The sequence below is a fragment of the Enterocloster sp. genome (assembly GCF_057861365.1).
The window spans coordinates 1-16,744 of sequence record NZ_DBMACH010000008.1 but is presented as its reverse complement, the minus strand read 5'-3'; the positions used below and the strand labels follow the sequence as shown (position 1 = coordinate 16,744).

The following is a 16,744-nucleotide window of genomic DNA, read 5'->3' as shown; positions in this document are numbered from 1 at the left end:
CGTGGTGTTGTAGGGAATAGAGGGGAAATTCTAAAAATCTCCGTCCATTTTGCTTTGCGTGGTGTTGTAGGTAGTGAAAGGAAAATTTTCAAGATAAGCCGGAATAGCGGGTAGCAAAGCCCTTTTGAAACGTTTTGTTAGCGGAAAGGACGGGAGCCGGGGAACGCCGGAGTTTTTCAGAGCAAGATTCTACCGAGGTGCCAAAATTCGCTCTCCGCTTATTTTTGCCCCTGCGGGAATCTTGTTGGGGAGTGCCTTCCCCAAACCCTGCTATGCGCCCTGTCGGGCGAGAAAGGAGGTCACAGACCATGCGAAAGAAATACAATACGCCCCACCGCCGTCATGTGGTAAAGACCCGCATGACCGATGAAGAATACGCCGACTTCACCGGGCGGCTGGCGGCTTATGAAATCAGCCAGTCCGAGTTTATCCGGCAAGCCATACGGAAAGCGACCATACGCCCCATTGTCACCGTTTCCCCGGTCAATGACGGGCTGCTTGCCGCCCTCTCCAAGCTCACGGCAGAGTACGGGAAAATCGGCGGCAACTTAAACCAGATTGCCCGGAGCCTGAACGAATACGGAAGCCCCTACCGGGGGCTGGAAAAGGAAGTGCGGGGAGCCGCCGCCGACCTTGCCGCCTTGAAGTTTGAAGTCTTGCAGAAAGTAGGTGAAGCCGTTGGCGATACTCAAACATATCAGCTCTAAAAATGCCAACTACGGGGACGCTGAAAAATACCTCACATTCGAGCATGACGAGTTTACCATGAAGCCCACCCTTGACGCAGACGGGCGGCTCATACCGAGGGTAGACTACCGCATATCCTCTCTGAATTGTGGCGGGGAGGATTTTGCCGTTGCCTGTATGCGCTCCAATCTCCGCTACGGCAAGAACCAGAAACGGGAGGACGTAAAGAGCCACCACTACATCATCAGCTTTGACCCACGGGACGGCCCGGACAACGGCTTGACCGTTGATCGGGCGCAGGAGCTGGGCGAGAAGTTCTGCGCCGAGCATTTCCCCGGACACCAGGCCCTTGTCTGCACCCACCCGGACGGACACAGCCACACCGAAAATATCCATGTGCATATCGTCATTAACAGTCTGCGGATTGCGGAGGTTCCCATGCTGCCCCACATGGACAGGCCAGCGGACAGGAAAGCAGGCTGCAAGCACCGCTGTACGGACGCAGCTATGAACTATCTGAAAGCCGAAGTCATGGAGATGTGCCACAGCGAGGGGCTTTACCAGATAGACCTTTTGAACGGCAGCAAAGAACGCATTACCGAGCGTGAGTATTGGGCGCAGAAGAAAGGACAGGCTGCCCTTGACAGAGCCAACGCCCCTATTGCTGCGGACGGTATCGCGCCCCGGCAGACCAAGTTTGAAACGGATAAGGCGAAGCTGCGCCGGACTATCCGGGAAGCCCTTGCCGCTGCTTCCGGCTTTGATGAGTTTGCCGCCCTGCTTCTCCGGCATGGTGTGACCGTCAAGGAGAGCCGGGGGCGGCTAAGTTACCTCACGCCGGACAGGACGAAGCCAATTACCGCCCGGAAGCTGGGGGACGATTTTGACCGGGCTGCTGTCCTCTCCGTTTTGGAGCAGAACGCCGCCAGAGCCGCCGAAAAACCCGCAGCCATAGCGGAATACCCCGGCAGTATCAAAGACCGCTTACGGACGAAAAAAGAAGCGAAAAACGCCCCGAACAATGACGCTGTACAGCGCATGGTAGACATAGCCGCCAAGCGAGCCGAGGGGAAAGGACGGGGCTATGAGAAGTGGGCGACCATGCACAACCTCAAACAGATGTCGGCTACCCTCATGCTCTACCAGCAGTATGGCTTTTCTTCCCCGGACGAGCTGGACGCTGCCATTTCCGCAGCCAACACCGCCACGCAGGAGAGCCTTGCCGGACTGAAAGGGCTGGAAGCCGCTATCCGGGAGAAAAAGGAATTGCAGCGCAACCTTTTGGGCTATATCGGCACGAAGCCCGCCCGTGACGGTCTGAAAGCGCAGAAATCGGAGAAAGCCCGGAGAGCCTACCGGGAACAGCACGAAAGCGATTTTATCATAGCGGACACAGCCGCCCGTTATTTCCGGGAGCATGGAATAACCAAGCTGCCAGCCAGCAAAGCCCTGCAAAGGGAGATTGAGCAGCTTACCGTCCAGAAGAACGCCGGATATAACGACTACCGGGAGAAACGCCAGCGGGCGCAGGAGCTTCAGACAGTCAGACGCAATATCGACCAGATTTTAAGGGGCGCACCGAGCCAGCAGAAAAAGCGTGAACAGGAGCGTTAAAGACCGCCCCGAAATGATACCGAAACCCTACAAAAATACAGGTATGATATGAACCCTTACCGCAATACTCCCCGACTTCCAAACGGGGCTTACAGGGCAGAAAAAGCCCGAAAATGATACCGAGAACATACAGAAAATGCCCCCTATCCCGCTACACCGATAGGAACGGCAGAAAGGAGCTTACCATTGCCGAGAATGAGCAAGAAGCGGCGGCTGGAATGGTCTTTCTTCCTCAACCACCGCAACCGTATCACTTACAACGACCTATGCCGGGGCTGCACCCGTGACTGCAAACAGAGCTTCCGGGCGGTTATCATACTATGCCCTCGCTATTATTCCAAACGCTGGAAAAAGGAGGACGCAGCCTATGGCAGATAACCGCAAATATTACTACCTCAAGCTGAAAGAGAGCTATTTTGACGATGATGCAATCGTTCTGCTGGAAAGTATGCAGGACGGCGTTATCTATTCCAACATTCTCTTGAAGCTGTACTTGAAATCGCTGAAAAACGGCGGGAAATTGCAGCTTGACGAGAATATCCCCTACACCGCCCAGATGATTGCGACCATTACCCGCCAGCAGGTAGGTACCGTAGAGAGAGCTTTGAAAATCTTTATGAAGCTGGGGCTTGTGGAGCCTTTGCCAAGCGGCGCACTCTACATGAGCAACATTGAGCTTTTAATCGGCCAGTCCTCTACCGAGGGGGAGCGCAAGCGCAGGGCGCGGCTGGCTTTGCAGGAACAAAAAGCCCTGCCGCAGACAGGGGCGGACAAATGTCCACCATATCGAGCGGACATTTGTCCACCAGAGATAGAGATAGAGAAAGAGATAGATATAGAAATAGAAAAAGAGAGAGAGTTAGAAACGGGACACCCCGCCCCCGCCGCCTATGGCAGATACCACAATGTCATTCTTTCCGATACGGAGCTTGACGGGCTGAAAACAGAGCTTCCCGGCAAGTGGGAGTATTACATTGACCGCCTATCCTGCCATATCGCTTCCAGCGGGAGGAAATACAAGAGCCATGCAGCCACGATTTTCAAGTGGGCGCAGGAGGACGCAGCCAAGAAAGCCCCGAAAAAGGGCATACCCGATTATACCTGTAAGGAGGGCGAGAGCTTATGACGAATGGATTTGATGAAATGATTTTGAATATGACCGACACCACGCCGGAGCCGGAGGACTACACCGGCGAGGACGGGCTTTTATACTGCGGGAAGTGCCACAAGCCCAAAGAGGGCTATTTCCCCAAAGAAACCGCCGCATGGCTGGGGCGTGACCGCCACCCGGCAGAATGTGACTGCCAGCGGGCAGAGCGTGAGGAACGGGAAGCCGCAGAGAAACAGCGCAGTCACCTTGAAACTGTCGAGCGGTTGAAGCGGCGGGGCTTTACAGACCCGGCTATGCAGGGCTGGACGTTTGAGAACGACAACGGCAAGTGCCCGCAAATGGAACACGCCCATTTCTATGTGGAGAACTGGGAAACCATGAAAGAGCGCAACATTGGCTATCTGCTATGGGGCGGCGTTGGCACAGGCAAGAGCTATTTTGCGGGCTGTATCGCAAATGCCCTTATGGAGCGTGAAATCCCCGTGTGCATGACAAACTTTGCATTGATATTGGGTGACCTTGCCGCCAGCTTTGAGGGCAGGAATGAATATATCTCCCGACTTTGCAGCTTCCCGCTGCTTATCCTTGACGATTTTGGAATGGAACGGGGAACGGAATACGGCTTAGAGCAGGTCTACAACGTGATTGACAGCCGTTACCGCAGCGGCAGGCCGCTGATCGTCACGACTAATCTCACGCTGGAGGACTTGCAGCACCCGGAGGACACCGCCCACGCCCGCATTTATGACCGTCTGATTGAAATGTGTTCTCCTGTCCGCTTTACCGGGAGCAACTTCCGAAAAGCCACGGCGCAGGAGAAAATGGGACAACTGAAAAAGCTAATGAACAGAAAGGAGAGCCGCCTATGACCAACACCCCAAAGAATGACCGCAGCACCCGCCGCCCGGATTGCGTGACGGAAATCCGCATAGGTAATTCTGTCCTTGTCGTTTCCGGCTATTTCAAGCAGGACACCACCGCCACCGCCGCCGATAAAATGCTGAAAGTGCTGGAAGCGGAAGCTGCTACACAAAAATCGGCAATTTGACGGGACGTAAAGAAGCAGAAAGGACTGTACAGCCAGCCCCGGCGTGTGGTATGATAGTCATACGGAATAGTGGGGCTGGCTGTCGGAAATGGAGGACACTATGTTAAGACAGACCACCCGAAACCTTATTACCGCCCTTTATCCGAGATTATCCCACGAGGACGAGCTGCAAGGTGAGAGCAATTCTATTTCAAACCAGAAGCGTATTCTTGAAACCTATGCGAAGCAGAACGGCTTTTCCAATCTGCAATGGTACACAGATGACGGTTATTCTGGGGCGAACTTCCAAAGACCCGGTTTTCAAGCCATGCTTGCGGACATTGAAGCCGGAAAAGTCGGCACCGTTATCGTCAAGGATATGTCACGGTTAGTGCGAAACTATCTGCAAGTGGGAATGTATACGGAAATGATTTTCCCACAGAAAGGCGTCCGCTTTATCGCTATCAATGACGGAGTGGACAGCGCACAGGGCGACAATGATTTTGCCCCTCTGCGGAACATTTTTAACGAATGGCTGGTGAGAGATACGAGCAAGAAAATCAAAGCAGTAAAACGGTCTAAGGGTATGAGCGGGAAGCCCGTCACGAGCAAACCCGTATACGGCTACTTTATGGACGAGGACGAAAATTTTATCATTGACGGGGAAGCCGCCCCTGTTGTGCGGCAGATTTACAGCTTGTGCCTTGCCGGGAACGGGCCGACCAAGATAGCCCGTATGCTCACAGAGCAGGAGATCCCCACGCCGGGAACGCTGGAATACCGTCGGACGGGAAGCACCCGCCGCTACCACCCCGGCTATGAGTGCAAGTGGGCGACCAATACCGTGGTACATATCCTTGAAAACAGGGAGTACACGGGCTGTCTGGTAAACTTCAAGACGGAGAAGCCGTCCTACAAGACCAAGCACAGCGTAGAGAACCCCATTGAGAAACAGGCGATTTTCGAGAACCACCATGAGCCTATCATTGACACCCAGATGTGGGAGCGTGTGCAGGAGTTACGCAAGCAGCGCAAACGCCCGAACCGCTATGATGAAGTGGGCTTATTCTCCGGCATACTCTTTTGTGCCGACTGCGGCAGCGTCCTTTACCAGCAGCGTTACCAGAACGCCACCCGCAAGCAGGATTGTTATATCTGCGGGAGCTACAAGAAGCGTACCCGTGACTGTACGGCGCACTTTATCCGCACCGACCTGTTGACCGCCGGAGTGACCGACAATCTGCGGAAAGTCACCAGCTATGCAGCGAAGCACGAAGCCCGGTTTATGAAGCTGCTGATCGAGCAGAACGAGGACGGGGGCAAGCGCAGGAACGCCGCAAGGAAAAAGGAGCTGGAAGCCGCCGAGAAGCGTATCAGCGAGTTATCCGCTATCTTCAAGCGGCTGTATGAGGACAGCGTGACCGGGCGCATTTCAGACGAGCGTTTCACGGAGCTGTCGGCAGACTATGAAGCCGAGCAGAAAGAACTGAAAGAGAGAGCCGCCGCTATCCGGGCAGAGCTTTCCAAAGCGCAGGAAGCCACGGTAAACGCAGAAAAGTTTATGAATGTTGTCCGCAAGTACACCAGCTTTGAAGAACTTACCCCTACCCTTTTGCGTGAGTTTGTGGAGAAAATCGTTGTGCATGAGTGCAGCTATGACGAGAACGGCACACGCAGACAGGACATTGATATTTATTACTCTTTCGTTGGCAAGGTAGACCTGCCCGAATGACCGCCCGACCTATCCGGCGCAATGCGCAAACGCCGGATAGGAACGGCAAAATTTTTTACACTTCTACTACTTCTTTATCACACATCAGCAAATTCAGCCGGGATGAAGCAGCGCTTTTAAGTACAAAATACGATTCCGAATATGCCTACCGCAAGGATGAAATCGGGCGGCTCCATCAGGGTTTTGAACGTATGACCGCACGAATCCAAAATCTGGTAAATACAAATTATGTTAATGAAATCCTTGCAAAAGAGGCACAGATTAAAGCCTTAGAATCCCAGATCAATCCCCATTTTCTCTACAATACGCTGGAATCCATCAACTGGCGGGCAAAGGCGGTCAACAATCGGGAGATTTCTCTTATGACAGAATCCCTTGGCTCTCTTCTGAGAGCTACTTTAAGCAACAAAAAATCTCTTGTTACACTGTCCTATGAGCTTAATCTGATTCTGTCCTATATCACGATCCAGCAGATCCGTTTTGAGGAACGCCTGGACTACCGGGAACAGGTTCCCGATGGACTGAAAAATGCCTTGATTCCTCCCCTTACGCTGCAGCCTCTGGTAGAAAACGCCATACACTATGCCTTAGAAGAAATGACTGAAACCTGCTATATTACCATTTTAGCTGCAGAAACAGATAAAACAGGAAAAAACGGGGAGCGCTGTATCCGCATCTCTGTAACGAACAGCGGCTCAAGCTTTGATGAAGATCTCCTGGAACTGCTTAAACAGCATAAAAAACAGCCCAGCCGTTCCGGAATTGGTCTTTTAAATATTGACAAACGTATTAAACTGTTATTTGGTGAAGACTATGGTTTGTCCCTGTTTAATCAGGAAGACTGCGCCGTAGCATCCATTACTATTCCATATCGCACGGAGGAAACTGTCTCATGTTAAAACTTATTATTGCTGATGATGAACGCATCATACGTGAAACCATTTCCACAATTATCAATTGGAAGCAATATGATATTGAACTGGTAGGCCTTTGCAAAAATGGTCTGGAAGCCTATGATACAATCCTGGATGAAACGCCGGATATTGTATTGACTGATATAAGAATGCCCGGAATGGACGGTCTAGAGCTGATTCGTCGGATTTCCGAAACAGATCTGAACACCCAGTTCATTATCCTCTCTGGTTACGGAGAATTTGAATATGCGAAAATGGCCATGAAATATGGAGTCCGCCATTATCTGCTCAAGCCCTGCAGTGAAGTGCAGATTCTTGAAAGCATACAGGAAATTGCTCAGGATTGTTACCGAAAAAGCAGTCTGGAACGCTCCTATCCCGCTATGAGCAGTATAAGGCACAATGTTATTTTTACAATCCTTAACAATGCCATCTGCCAAAACCGTCCTTATGATGAAATTATGCGCGCCTATGATCCGTATATGGATTTTTATTTTTCATCCTATCATCTTTTCTATATCTATTTTCTGGAACAGAAGGATCTGGAGGAGTTTTTACAGCAGCTTAAACCCTATGCTGACAGCCATTTTCCCGAAGTTACCATACATGGCATCTACGTCAACTGTACGCTGCTGCTGTTTTTTAAGGAATTTGCAGGAAATTATCAGGATCTGTCCCAATTTTTTTCCAGCATAAAATTCCCCGGACGCAGCCCTTCCCTTGAAACAGAGGATTTGTCCTTTAAAAATCTTCAGACTCTTCTGGAAACTGTTTTAGATAAAGTAAAACGTTTCAGTATGATCTACTATATCAATGACTTCCGCATCCTATCCAGCTGCAACTACAGCTTCATTATGGAAGAAGCGGAAAAACAGCTGTCAGAGGCTTTGCAAACTGGACGAACAGAGTCTGCCGACAGTCTGATTAACTTGCTTTCAGAAGTAACTGATCTGTCATTTCTCAAGCAGCTTTCCAATTCCCTGTTGCTGAAAATCACAGCTTCTGACAACCGTCTTTCCACCATTGATCTGACGGAATGGCTTTTAAATGTAAACAGAGAACGGAATTTAGAGCAGCTTAAGCTTACCCTTGCAGAAAAGCTGAGAAAGCTCTTATCGGCTAAGCCTCAGACTTCCTCCATCAGCGCCATGACCCAGCAGATCTGCGACTATGTAAACGAACACCTCTCTGATCCCAACCTGACCCTAAAGCGGATTGCAGAGCAGCATCTGTTTATGAACACAGACTATGTCAGTAAAAAATTTCAAAAGGAAACTGGCACCCGTTTTTCCAGCTATCTCACCGATGTCCGAATAGAACGGGCCAAACAGCTGCTTGTCTCTGCCGAAAGCGATAAGATTCAGACCATAGCAGAGCAGGTGGGCTGCGGAAACAGTCCGCAATATTTTTCTCAGCTGTTTAAGAAAAAAACCGGCATGACCCCCAGTTCCTATATAGCCCGCATTCACGGTGAAGGGTGAGATTTTTTATACTGCATAGGAGTCTGAGCGGTAGCCTTGCGGAATACCCGTTCAAAATAGGGAAGGCTTCCAAATCCTGTTTCCATTGCTATCTCTGTCATAGTCAATGACGTCTCCCTGAGCAGAATCTGGGCCTTTTTAATGCGGCAGATATTTTGATATTCATTGACTGTAAAACCTGTAACTGTTCGGAAAATCCGTGTCAAATAGGAACGGCTGATAAAAAAATGGGCTGCCAGATCATCTAGGCAGAGTTTTCCTGCGGAATGATTCTGCAGATAAATCGCAATTTCATGAACCTTCTGATACATTCCCGTATGAACTATATTGGTCTGTCCTGGCTCCTTCCATCCTTCCGCCTCTGCCCTGCTTCTGGTTCGTATCAGAATCAGAAGCAGCTGAGCCGTATACAGCCGCACCATCCCCTCCGCCGTTCTCTTTTCCGTATCTGACCATCCGGGTGCACTTTGGGACATACTCATTTCGTTTTTTACCTTTTCCAGCTGCTCCAGCACCTGTTTCCATTCGCCGTCCGAAAAACAGGTAATTCCCCGATACTGCTCTCCAAACTCCAAAAGTCCCCGGAAACCGCAAAGTTTCAAAAGGCAGCTTAAAGCTTCTCCCTCTAGCTGTAAAAGAAACCGGTGATGACTTTTTCCGTTTCCTGCCGGACAGGTTTTATGAATCTGGTTTTGATCGACCAGAATCGCCATCTGCTCCTTCATGTGATAGGTATCCTGCTCTACAAAGTAAAACCGCTCTCCTTCTAAAAGGAAATACAGCTCCAGACTCTGGTGAAAGTGACGGCTTACCATGGAAAAACTGTGCCTGCGCACTGCTTCTTCTGCAAAAATACCGGAAATCTCCTCCTGAAATAAAATTTCCGGTTCCTCTCCCAACTGTTCGGAGGTGAGATAGATCGTATCCTTTTCTGTATTTTCTCCCATCTTCTGACCTGCCTACTTTATTTTTCTGCTATTATACTGCAAGTTCTTCCGATTTTCTACGCTTTTTGTAGCCGATTAGATAATAACATTAAAAAATCATCTGATTTTATTAGCATTCACCACATCCATTGAGTAAAATATAAATCAGAAAATACTTATAAACATTCGTACAGAGATTTTTAGGAGGGTAAGATCATGAACTACAGCAATAACAAAGTATCGGATATTCAAATTGCCTATATCGGAGGCGGTTCCAGAGGCTGGGCCTGGACCTTTATGACGGATCTGGCTCTGGACGATCAGATCAGCGGAACCATCAGACTTTATGACATTGACCGTCAGGCAGCGGAAAACAACGCAGTGATCGGAAATCACCTTATGAGCCGGGAGGACGCAAAGGGTGACTGGAAATTTGAAGTAAAGGACAGCTTACAGGATGTTCTGACAGGCTGTGACTTTGCCGTTATCTCCATCCTTCCAGGTACCTTTGATGAAATGGCGTCCGATGTTCATCTTCCCGAACGCCTCGGCATCTATCAGTCTGTAGGCGATACCGCAGGCCCCGGAGGCATGATCCGTGCCCTGCGCACCATTCCCATGTTTGTTGAAATCGCAGAAGCCATCCGGGATTATGCGCCGGACTGCTGGGTTATCAACTACACCAACCCTATGTCCCTGTGCGTAAAAACTCTTTACCACGTATTCCCGGAGATCAAGGCCTTTGGCTGCTGCCATGAGGTATTCGGTACACAGAAGGTATTAAAGGGAATCTATGAAGCAGAAACAGGAAATACCATTGAAGACTGGCACGACGTTCATGTAAATGTAGTAGGAATCAATCACTTCACCTGGTTTACGGAAGCAAATTATAAGGGCGTTGATCTTTTCCCCGTATACAAAAACTACATTTCCAAACACTTTGAAGATGGCTATGAACTTGAAGGTGAAAACTGGATGAATTCTTCTTTCAAATGCGCTCACCGGGTAAAAATGGATCTCTTTAACCGTTTCGGTCTCATTGCTGCCGCAGGCGACCGCCATCTGGCTGAATTTATGCCCGGAAACGAATACCTGAATGATCCAGAAACCGTACATTCCTGGAAATTCGGCCTGACTACCGTGGACTGGAGAAAGAACGATTTACAGAAGCGCCTGGAGAGAAGCCACAGACTGGCAAATGCTGAGGAAGAAGTAACTTTAGAGCCTACCGGTGAGGAGGGCATCCTTTTAATCAAAGCCCTTTGCGGTCTGGATCGTTTTGTAAGCAATGTAAACATCCCCAATACAGCCCTTCAGATCCCCAATCTGCCTGCTAACGCCCTGGTGGAAACGAATGCGCTCTTTGACTTAGACAGCATTCATCCGGTTGCCGCAGGTGCACTTTCTGAAGACGTGAAAGCTCTGATCATGCCTCATGTAGAAAACCATGAGCGCATCTTAAAGGCTGCCCTTACCTGTGACGAAGAACTGGTAGTAACCGCCTTTATGAACGATCCGATCGTAAAGGGCAAAAATCCTTCCGAACAGGAAATCCGGGAACTGGTTCACGATATGCTTGTAAATACAAAAGCTTACCTGCCGGAGGGTTGGAAGCTGTAAAAACAGGCTTATTTCCACACAAACCGCAGATCCGCAATCCGTACCTCATCTCCCGGATTCAGTTCTGCGGTTTCATTGGCCGCCAGCAAAACACCTGCTACGGTAGTTCCGTTCGTAGAGTTTAAATCAGTGACTGTAATTTTGTCTTCTGTACGGTCAAGGCGGAGATGAAACCGACTGACTGTTTTATAATCGAGAACATAATCTGCCAGTTCTTTATGCTTCCCAATAACAAAGGGATAATAGGGAATTTCTATGGAGGATATTTCCGGATGGAGGGCTGTAAGGCAGTGACACTCTTCTGCTTCCGGATGGACGGACAAAACCGTAGTCTGGAAATCCTCCGGAGGCGGGGAAGCTATTGAAGCAGCGTTTGTTCTTAAAGAAGACTCTGTACTGCTGTTTTCTATTTCTTCCTCTTCCCCCTCCTCATCTTCATACAGAATACGCCAGGGATCCTCTTCATCCCTGGTATTTTTTATCTGTCTCTCTGTATCCGCCGGTTTCTTTTCTCTTCTTTCCCAGAAAATGACTGCCAAAATCGTAAAAACCTCTGCCGCAGCTGCGCCTATGACCAGATAAAAGCTGAGATTTAAAAGTGTTTCTATTCCTCTCAGAAACCAGATTCCCAGAGAGATCAGGCTGAACATGCCTGCTGTGGCTGCCATACGTTTTAAAAGCTGTTTTCCAATATTTTTTTCAGACTGCCTTTTCTTTTCGCATAATTCAGTCTGTCCGGCAGCCTCCTGCGGTAAATCCGTGGAAGTTTGCCGCGGCAAAGCTGTTTTATTCGATCTTCCTTCTGCTTTTTGCAATGCTCCCGAAGTATCCCGTACTTCATCCTCCCCGGTCTTTTGTATCCCCTTAATCCGTTCCGCCTTTTGACCAGCCTCCTGCGGCGGACGGCCTGTTTTCTCCTCAGCCACAATCTTTACCAGATCTTCAATCCCATAATTTTCCTTTAAGCTCTCCTGATACAAACCATAAGCCAATACCACACAGTCCTTGTCCCTATGATCCACATGTTTTAAAAGGTATTGGAGAAAATGGCTGAGTTCTGCTGCAAAATCTCCCTTTCCTCCCGGAACTGCACAGAGCCCTATTTCAAAACGCTCTGGTTCCGCATAGATCAATTCCGGCGTTAGAAGAATCCCTCCACTCTCTAAAAGATATTTTTCCATCTCCTCCAAAGCCCGGTAAAGCTGCCAGAACAAACTTCTGACCTGCTCCCCTGTCATTGCATGAGTTTCCAATATCCGCTCCAGCGGCTGGCGGGATGTGATATCGTAACAGTAAATTTCCCTTCCTTCTTCATAACGCACTCTCATGGGAAGCAGTCCCCGGATTCTGTTCTGTTCCAGCATTCCTGCCTCCCAGGCTCCCTTTTCCCTCTGCTCCTCATCTTCTGTTTCAATGGTAAGATAGCTGCGCTTCATCTCACGGATATAGCTGATCTTCATCCTCTTCCCCCAGTTTCTCTATCAATGTAATCTTCCGCAGAAATGTTTCCGGGCGAAAGCGTCGGAGCCGGATCTCCTTTTCCCAGTTTTCTGCCCGCCCTGCCGCACGAATCCATTTCCCCTCTTCTCTCAGAGAAAGCCGGTCATCCTTCATGTGGAGCCTCAATCCTTTGTTTTTCTGAAAAAAGGCCTCTATTTCTTCTAAATCCACAGTTTTCTCATGACGTGCCTTTTCTGCCGCCTCATGAACGGTCATTGCACACGATACCTGATCATGGATTCTGCCTGCCTCTGTAATGATCGTACCAATCCCAAATAAAATCACTGCCATCACACCGGCTGCTTCCACGGTAAAGCTTCCCTTTAAATGCTTTTCCATTTTCCTGCCTCCCCTCTGTCACCAAAAAAGTAAAAACACCGCTGCCAAAAGAACAAAGGGTAAAAAGGGAAGGCGTTCCTTTCCCCGATCTGCTGCTTTATCTCCTTTCCATATCCGACGAACCATGAGAAAGGAGCTCACAGGAAAACACAGCAGAAGACTGGCACTAAAAAGAAATACTGTCTTTATAAACCCCAGATAACATCCGGCAGCCAGAAAGAAAAAACCATCCCCAAGACCCACGGCCTCCTGGGTAACATAGGCCAGGGAAAGAAGAAAGATCCCTACACAGGCCGCTCCCAGCAGCTGTAAAACAGCATAGGCCGGAGTACAAACTGCCCTCCAGCTGCCCAAAGCACCCGATACAGCCGCAAATCTTCCTGCCTGCAAGAGAATCCCCGTGGCTCCTCCAACAATGAACGTTCCGATATGAATGGAACCCCATTTTAAATCCTGCCAGGCCGCCAGAGCTGTGAATGTCCAGAAAGCTGTTACGATTGCTGTTTCAAACCACTGTTCCATTATTTGCTTCCCCTTCCGCAATAACTGCACTCCCCCAGATGCTCCACTTCGCTTAAGGGCACGGTCTGCACATACGCACGAATCGCCCCGCACTGTCCCGTACTGTGATATCTTGTTCCCCATGGCATGATAAAAAAAGGCCCTTTTGAATCAGCCGCTTTACAGGATGGACATGGATAATACCGTTTCCCCTCCTGATTACGCAGTCCATCCATCTCACCTGCCTGCACCTGTTTTAAATCATTAAACAGATAATGACAGTTCCTGTTTCTATGATACCGTGTCGAATTACGGCCAACATAAACCATTTCCTCCATTTCGTCCTCTCCCGGCAGCAAATTTCCCTTTCGGTTTCCCTCTGCTCCGGTCCACAGACGTCTGACACACACCGCTTCTGCCTTTATGCTGTCTATACGAAATACAGAAAATGGAAGCGGCATCCTGTAGGTCATTACAATATGAACCATGTCATTTTCTATAGCTGTTCTCATAAATGAAACATCTCTGACCCATTTTTTATCTATCCGTCCCAAAACCATTGCTTCAATCCCTGCCTGGGCAGCAAATCCAAAAATATCTTTCATACCATCTGGGGCCAGCTCATCCCTGCTCTCATCCATCTGCCCCTCTCTTCCCTTTCCCAAAAGCCAGGCACTGTATGCATACTGGCTGATCTCTTCCCCCACAGTTTCTACCGCTGCCTGAATCTGTCTCTGCCGGTCCATCATCCTCATAGGGATCAGAAGTATGACACAGAGAAACACAAACAAAGGAAATACCAGTGCCGCCTCCAGCGTCAGACTGCCGCGGATTCGGTTGCCCGCATGATATTTCTTTATATGACAAGGAATCCGTTTCATCTGAAAGGCCCATGAGGATACTCTTTTTTCGGAAACTCGGATCCTTTTTAAATAGTTCTGCATATCTGTGTCTGTTCGTACTTGGAGAGGTGCGATTTTCATTGAATGATGGTTCTGACAGGTATGTTCCTGATGGATCATTGATCGTAAGGAGTAGCGTGTTATATGAAGTTGTGTTGGATTCCGAAAAAAGAGCATCCTCATGAGCCTCCTTTCCTAAAGATTATCTGTTTTATTCATCATCCAGATAGCTGCCAGAAACAGCCATCCGTATTTTTTGTCTGTCTTTCCACGAACCGCCGGAAAAAAACACAGGTTTTCCACAAAACTCCGCTTCCATTTCCACCATGCAGGTACAACCTGCCATGCAGAAATCCGGTTGTTCCGTTCTGAGTTCTGTCTGTATCACATCCATCATACGGTAAACCCGTTCTTCACTGTATCCGCCAAAAAGCATCAGCCGAAGATAGCCTTTGTGATCCAGACCATCTTCCTCTTTCTCCCCTTTCCCTATCCCATCCGGCAGACGGCCTTTGGCCCCCAGATCAAGAAGGCCCTGTAAATCCAGCTTCCACTGAGAACTGCTTTTTACAAGAGGTACCTTTCCGCCTTCCAAAAGACAGCGCACATCCGCCAGCGCCTCCCCCAGCGCCCAGACCGTCATAATGAAAAATGACAATACCGCTGCAAGCGGAGCCATCCCTGTACCTCCTGCAATCACTATGGCAAGGGAGCGGGCTTCCTCCCTTTTAACAGGATCCCTCAGAATATGAGCCAGATTCATCCCCTGGCGCAATGCTGTCAGACGAAGGACAGAAGCCTCCAGATTCTCCCTGTCTTTCTCCTTCCCATACAGAATATACTCCAGCTGGTAAAAGGATGGCGGCTCTGGCTTAAAGGCAGAAAAATAACGGATCCCGTATTCAGACACGAGAAGGCGGTCCAAAAGAGTTTGTACGCCAAGGTTACGCTTCCCTTCTCCGGCTGGATTACCTGGTGTTCTCTCCTTTGAAGGAAACCCATTCAGCTTTAAACTGCGCCCTGATACGACCGTCCCTTCCGGAAGTACCAGTTCCAAAATCCCTTTGGACGCCAGATCGCCGATCCGTTCCAGCCATCCCTCCTTTTCCTTATCCTTTACGCCAAATTCCATTCCCAGGCTCAGCATGGGATATCGTGAAAAATGACTGCGCACCGGGGCCCACAGAGCTTCTTCATCCATTTCGTCATCTTCATCATCCGGCTCCCAGCTGTCAATATAATCCATGACATCCTCCGCTTCCCGGATAATATTTTCCAGAAAAAGGATATTTTCCTGGCTTTTTTCCCGTAAAGCCCCAATCTCCATCCGCCTCTGCCCATCCTTTTCGGTATATGTTTTATACTGGGCGAATTCCTCCCTTAAAGCCTCTCTTGATCCATCGCTCAGATCCTCTCTTGACTCAAAATCCTGCCGGCTTTCCTTCAAAGCTTCGTTTAAACGGTCCGCTCTCTTTTCATAGGCCGTTACCAGAGAAGGAAGCTTTTTTAATATTTTTATCATGCTCTCTGCCCTGCGGATCAAGCCGCTTCCATCCAGATCGTCCAGACAGCGCTTTCCCTGTTCCCAGTTCTGTCTTTGTTCTTCAAGCCTCCCGTTTATCTTTTCCAGCGCTGCCTCCACACGGACCGCTTCTCTGGTATGGCCTTCATAGCGGACAGAACAGCCATTTATCCCCTCTGCATCCTTAAACTGGCTGAGCATTTCTCTGGCTCCATTTTCATCCATGCTGTCCCAGATCATGTCTATAAGCCCAAACTTCATATAGTCCAGGATTTCCTGCTCAAAGTAGGCTCCCTGTCCCTCTGTAAGCATTACTGCATCCTTCCTGTCTGTGTCCACAAGAGTTACCGGATACCAGTTTTCCGCCTCTGCATAAGGAGCAAAAAAATCGCCGAATTCCTGTTCCAGTCTTTCCTTTTCCCCTGTTTCAAGTCCCAGGATCCGGTAATTCTCCCACAGCCCCCTGTGGTACTGCGCCATCACCGAATCCATAGAAGAATCTGCCGCCATCCGCAGATACAATCTGGCTCCCGTCTCTCTGGCCGATTCCACAACTACCAAAAGAAGCGTCATGATACTGACCAGGATCATCGTGAGAAAGACCGTCACTTCCCCCCTGTGCCTCATCAGTAAACCTCTTTGGATTTGCTGTTGATCTGTTTGAAAATGTTTTCCAGCAATGTATTGATCTGCTTCTTAAAAATGATTACAAGGCCTATAAGGACGACCATAAAATCCAGTACCTGCCCCGGAATGCTTGAAAATACTTGTCTCATCTTTCACATCACTCCGATGTGTAAATTATTTTTCTTTTTAATTTAGTAAAAAAGCAGGCTCTTGGATATCCTCTTGTCCAAAAGTCTGCTCT

Annotated in this window: 17 protein-coding genes and 1 pseudogene; 11 read left to right on the top strand and 7 right to left on the bottom strand. The window is 49.1% G+C overall.

Annotated features, from left to right (window positions below; translation table 11 throughout):
- The first annotated feature begins 308 nt into the window (after nt 1-308).
- The 10 genes and pseudogenes from ACZM6M_RS10000 to ACZM6M_RS09955 all read left to right on the top strand — a co-directional run bounded on the left by ACZM6M_RS10000 (nt 309) and on the right by ACZM6M_RS09955 (nt 8,566).
- Nucleotides 309-707 carry a plasmid mobilization protein gene (locus tag ACZM6M_RS10000; RefSeq protein WP_002602094.1) on the top strand — a complete coding sequence of 133 codons (399 nt, stop codon included), beginning with the start codon at nt 309-311 and terminating at the stop codon, nt 705-707.
- A complete protein-coding gene (locus ACZM6M_RS09995; RefSeq protein ID WP_002602093.1) occupies nt 679-2,301 on the top strand; it encodes a relaxase/mobilization nuclease domain-containing protein in 1,623 nt (540 codons plus the stop codon). Before ACZM6M_RS10000 ends, ACZM6M_RS09995 begins: the two co-directional genes overlap by 29 nt.
- 186 nt (nt 2,302-2,487) lie before the next feature.
- Nucleotides 2,488-2,679, top strand: a complete 192-nt coding sequence (locus ACZM6M_RS09990; protein WP_006058351.1) for a hypothetical protein — start codon at nt 2,488-2,490, stop codon at nt 2,677-2,679.
- Nucleotides 2,669-3,427, top strand: a complete 759-nt coding sequence (locus ACZM6M_RS09985; protein WP_002605636.1) for a phage replisome organizer N-terminal domain-containing protein — start codon at nt 2,669-2,671, stop codon at nt 3,425-3,427. Before ACZM6M_RS09990 ends, ACZM6M_RS09985 begins: the two co-directional genes overlap by 11 nt.
- Nucleotides 3,424-4,281: an ATP-binding protein gene (locus ACZM6M_RS09980; RefSeq protein ID WP_002605635.1), complete on the top strand. Its 858-nt coding sequence runs from the start codon at nt 3,424-3,426 to the stop codon at nt 4,279-4,281. Before ACZM6M_RS09985 ends, ACZM6M_RS09980 begins: the two co-directional genes overlap by 4 nt.
- Complete coding sequence (locus ACZM6M_RS09975; protein WP_002605634.1) at nt 4,278-4,460, top strand: transposon-encoded TnpW family protein; 183 nt, start codon at nt 4,278-4,280, stop codon at nt 4,458-4,460. The genes ACZM6M_RS09980 and ACZM6M_RS09975 overlap by 4 nt, the downstream gene beginning before the upstream one ends.
- A gap of 100 nt (nt 4,461-4,560) precedes the next feature.
- Nucleotides 4,561-6,171 carry a recombinase family protein gene (locus tag ACZM6M_RS09970; protein ID WP_489490316.1) on the top strand — a complete coding sequence of 537 codons (1,611 nt, stop codon included), beginning with the start codon at nt 4,561-4,563 and terminating at the stop codon, nt 6,169-6,171.
- A 21-nt stretch (nt 6,172-6,192) separates the two neighbouring features.
- Nucleotides 6,193-6,282 (top strand): annotated as a pseudogene (locus tag ACZM6M_RS09965) (Maff2 family mobile element protein); the annotation flags it as partial.
- A gap of 80 nt (nt 6,283-6,362) precedes the next feature.
- Nucleotides 6,363-7,070 (top strand): sensor histidine kinase, encoded by a 708-nt coding sequence (locus ACZM6M_RS09960; protein ID WP_489490314.1) that lies wholly within the window; start codon nt 6,363-6,365, stop codon nt 7,068-7,070.
- A complete protein-coding gene (locus ACZM6M_RS09955; RefSeq protein WP_337434215.1) occupies nt 7,064-8,566 on the top strand; it encodes a response regulator transcription factor in 1,503 nt (500 codons plus the stop codon). The genes ACZM6M_RS09960 and ACZM6M_RS09955 overlap by 7 nt, the downstream gene beginning before the upstream one ends.
- Here ACZM6M_RS09955 and ACZM6M_RS09950 read toward each other — a convergent pair.
- The gene (locus ACZM6M_RS09950; RefSeq protein ID WP_066545066.1) at nt 8,551-9,513 is read right to left on the bottom strand and encodes an AraC family transcriptional regulator; all 963 of its coding nucleotides are present in this window, start codon (nt 9,511-9,513) and stop codon (nt 8,551-8,553) included. The two genes, ACZM6M_RS09955 and ACZM6M_RS09950, sit on opposite strands and share 16 nt — an antisense overlap.
- Nucleotides 9,514-9,708: 195 nt before the next feature.
- Here ACZM6M_RS09950 and ACZM6M_RS09945 point away from each other — a divergent pair, with 195 nt between their 5' ends.
- A complete protein-coding gene (locus ACZM6M_RS09945; RefSeq protein WP_317438019.1) occupies nt 9,709-11,112 on the top strand; it encodes a family 4 glycosyl hydrolase in 1,404 nt (467 codons plus the stop codon).
- 8 nt (nt 11,113-11,120) lie between these two features.
- On the opposite strand, the gene ACZM6M_RS09940 is transcribed toward ACZM6M_RS09945, so the two are convergent.
- The 6 genes from ACZM6M_RS09940 to ACZM6M_RS09915 all read right to left on the bottom strand — a co-directional run bounded on the left by ACZM6M_RS09940 (nt 11,121) and on the right by ACZM6M_RS09915 (nt 16,652).
- A complete protein-coding gene (locus ACZM6M_RS09940; RefSeq protein ID WP_489490310.1) occupies nt 11,121-12,572 on the bottom strand; it encodes a DUF6382 domain-containing protein in 1,452 nt (483 codons plus the stop codon).
- On the bottom strand, nt 12,550-12,951 hold the full coding sequence (locus tag ACZM6M_RS09935; RefSeq protein WP_066545069.1) for a hypothetical protein: 402 nt from the start codon (nt 12,949-12,951) through the stop codon (nt 12,550-12,552). Before ACZM6M_RS09935 ends, ACZM6M_RS09940 begins: the two co-directional genes overlap by 23 nt.
- 18 nt (nt 12,952-12,969) lie before the next feature.
- Complete coding sequence (locus tag ACZM6M_RS09930; protein WP_066545070.1) at nt 12,970-13,473, bottom strand: A24 family peptidase; 504 nt, start codon at nt 13,471-13,473, stop codon at nt 12,970-12,972.
- Nucleotides 13,473-14,333, bottom strand: coding sequence for a TadE/TadG family type IV pilus assembly protein (locus tag ACZM6M_RS09925; protein WP_407407803.1), 861 nt, complete (start codon nt 14,331-14,333; stop codon nt 13,473-13,475). The genes ACZM6M_RS09930 and ACZM6M_RS09925 overlap by 1 nt, the downstream gene beginning before the upstream one ends.
- 232 nt (nt 14,334-14,565) lie before the next feature.
- Nucleotides 14,566-16,503, bottom strand: coding sequence for a DUF5702 domain-containing protein (locus tag ACZM6M_RS09920; RefSeq protein WP_489490307.1), 1,938 nt, complete (start codon nt 16,501-16,503; stop codon nt 14,566-14,568).
- Nucleotides 16,503-16,652: a Flp1 family type IVb pilin gene (locus tag ACZM6M_RS09915; RefSeq protein ID WP_418497060.1), complete on the bottom strand. Its 150-nt coding sequence runs from the start codon at nt 16,650-16,652 to the stop codon at nt 16,503-16,505. Before ACZM6M_RS09915 ends, ACZM6M_RS09920 begins: the two co-directional genes overlap by 1 nt.
- Nucleotides 16,653-16,744: the final 92 nt, after the last annotated feature.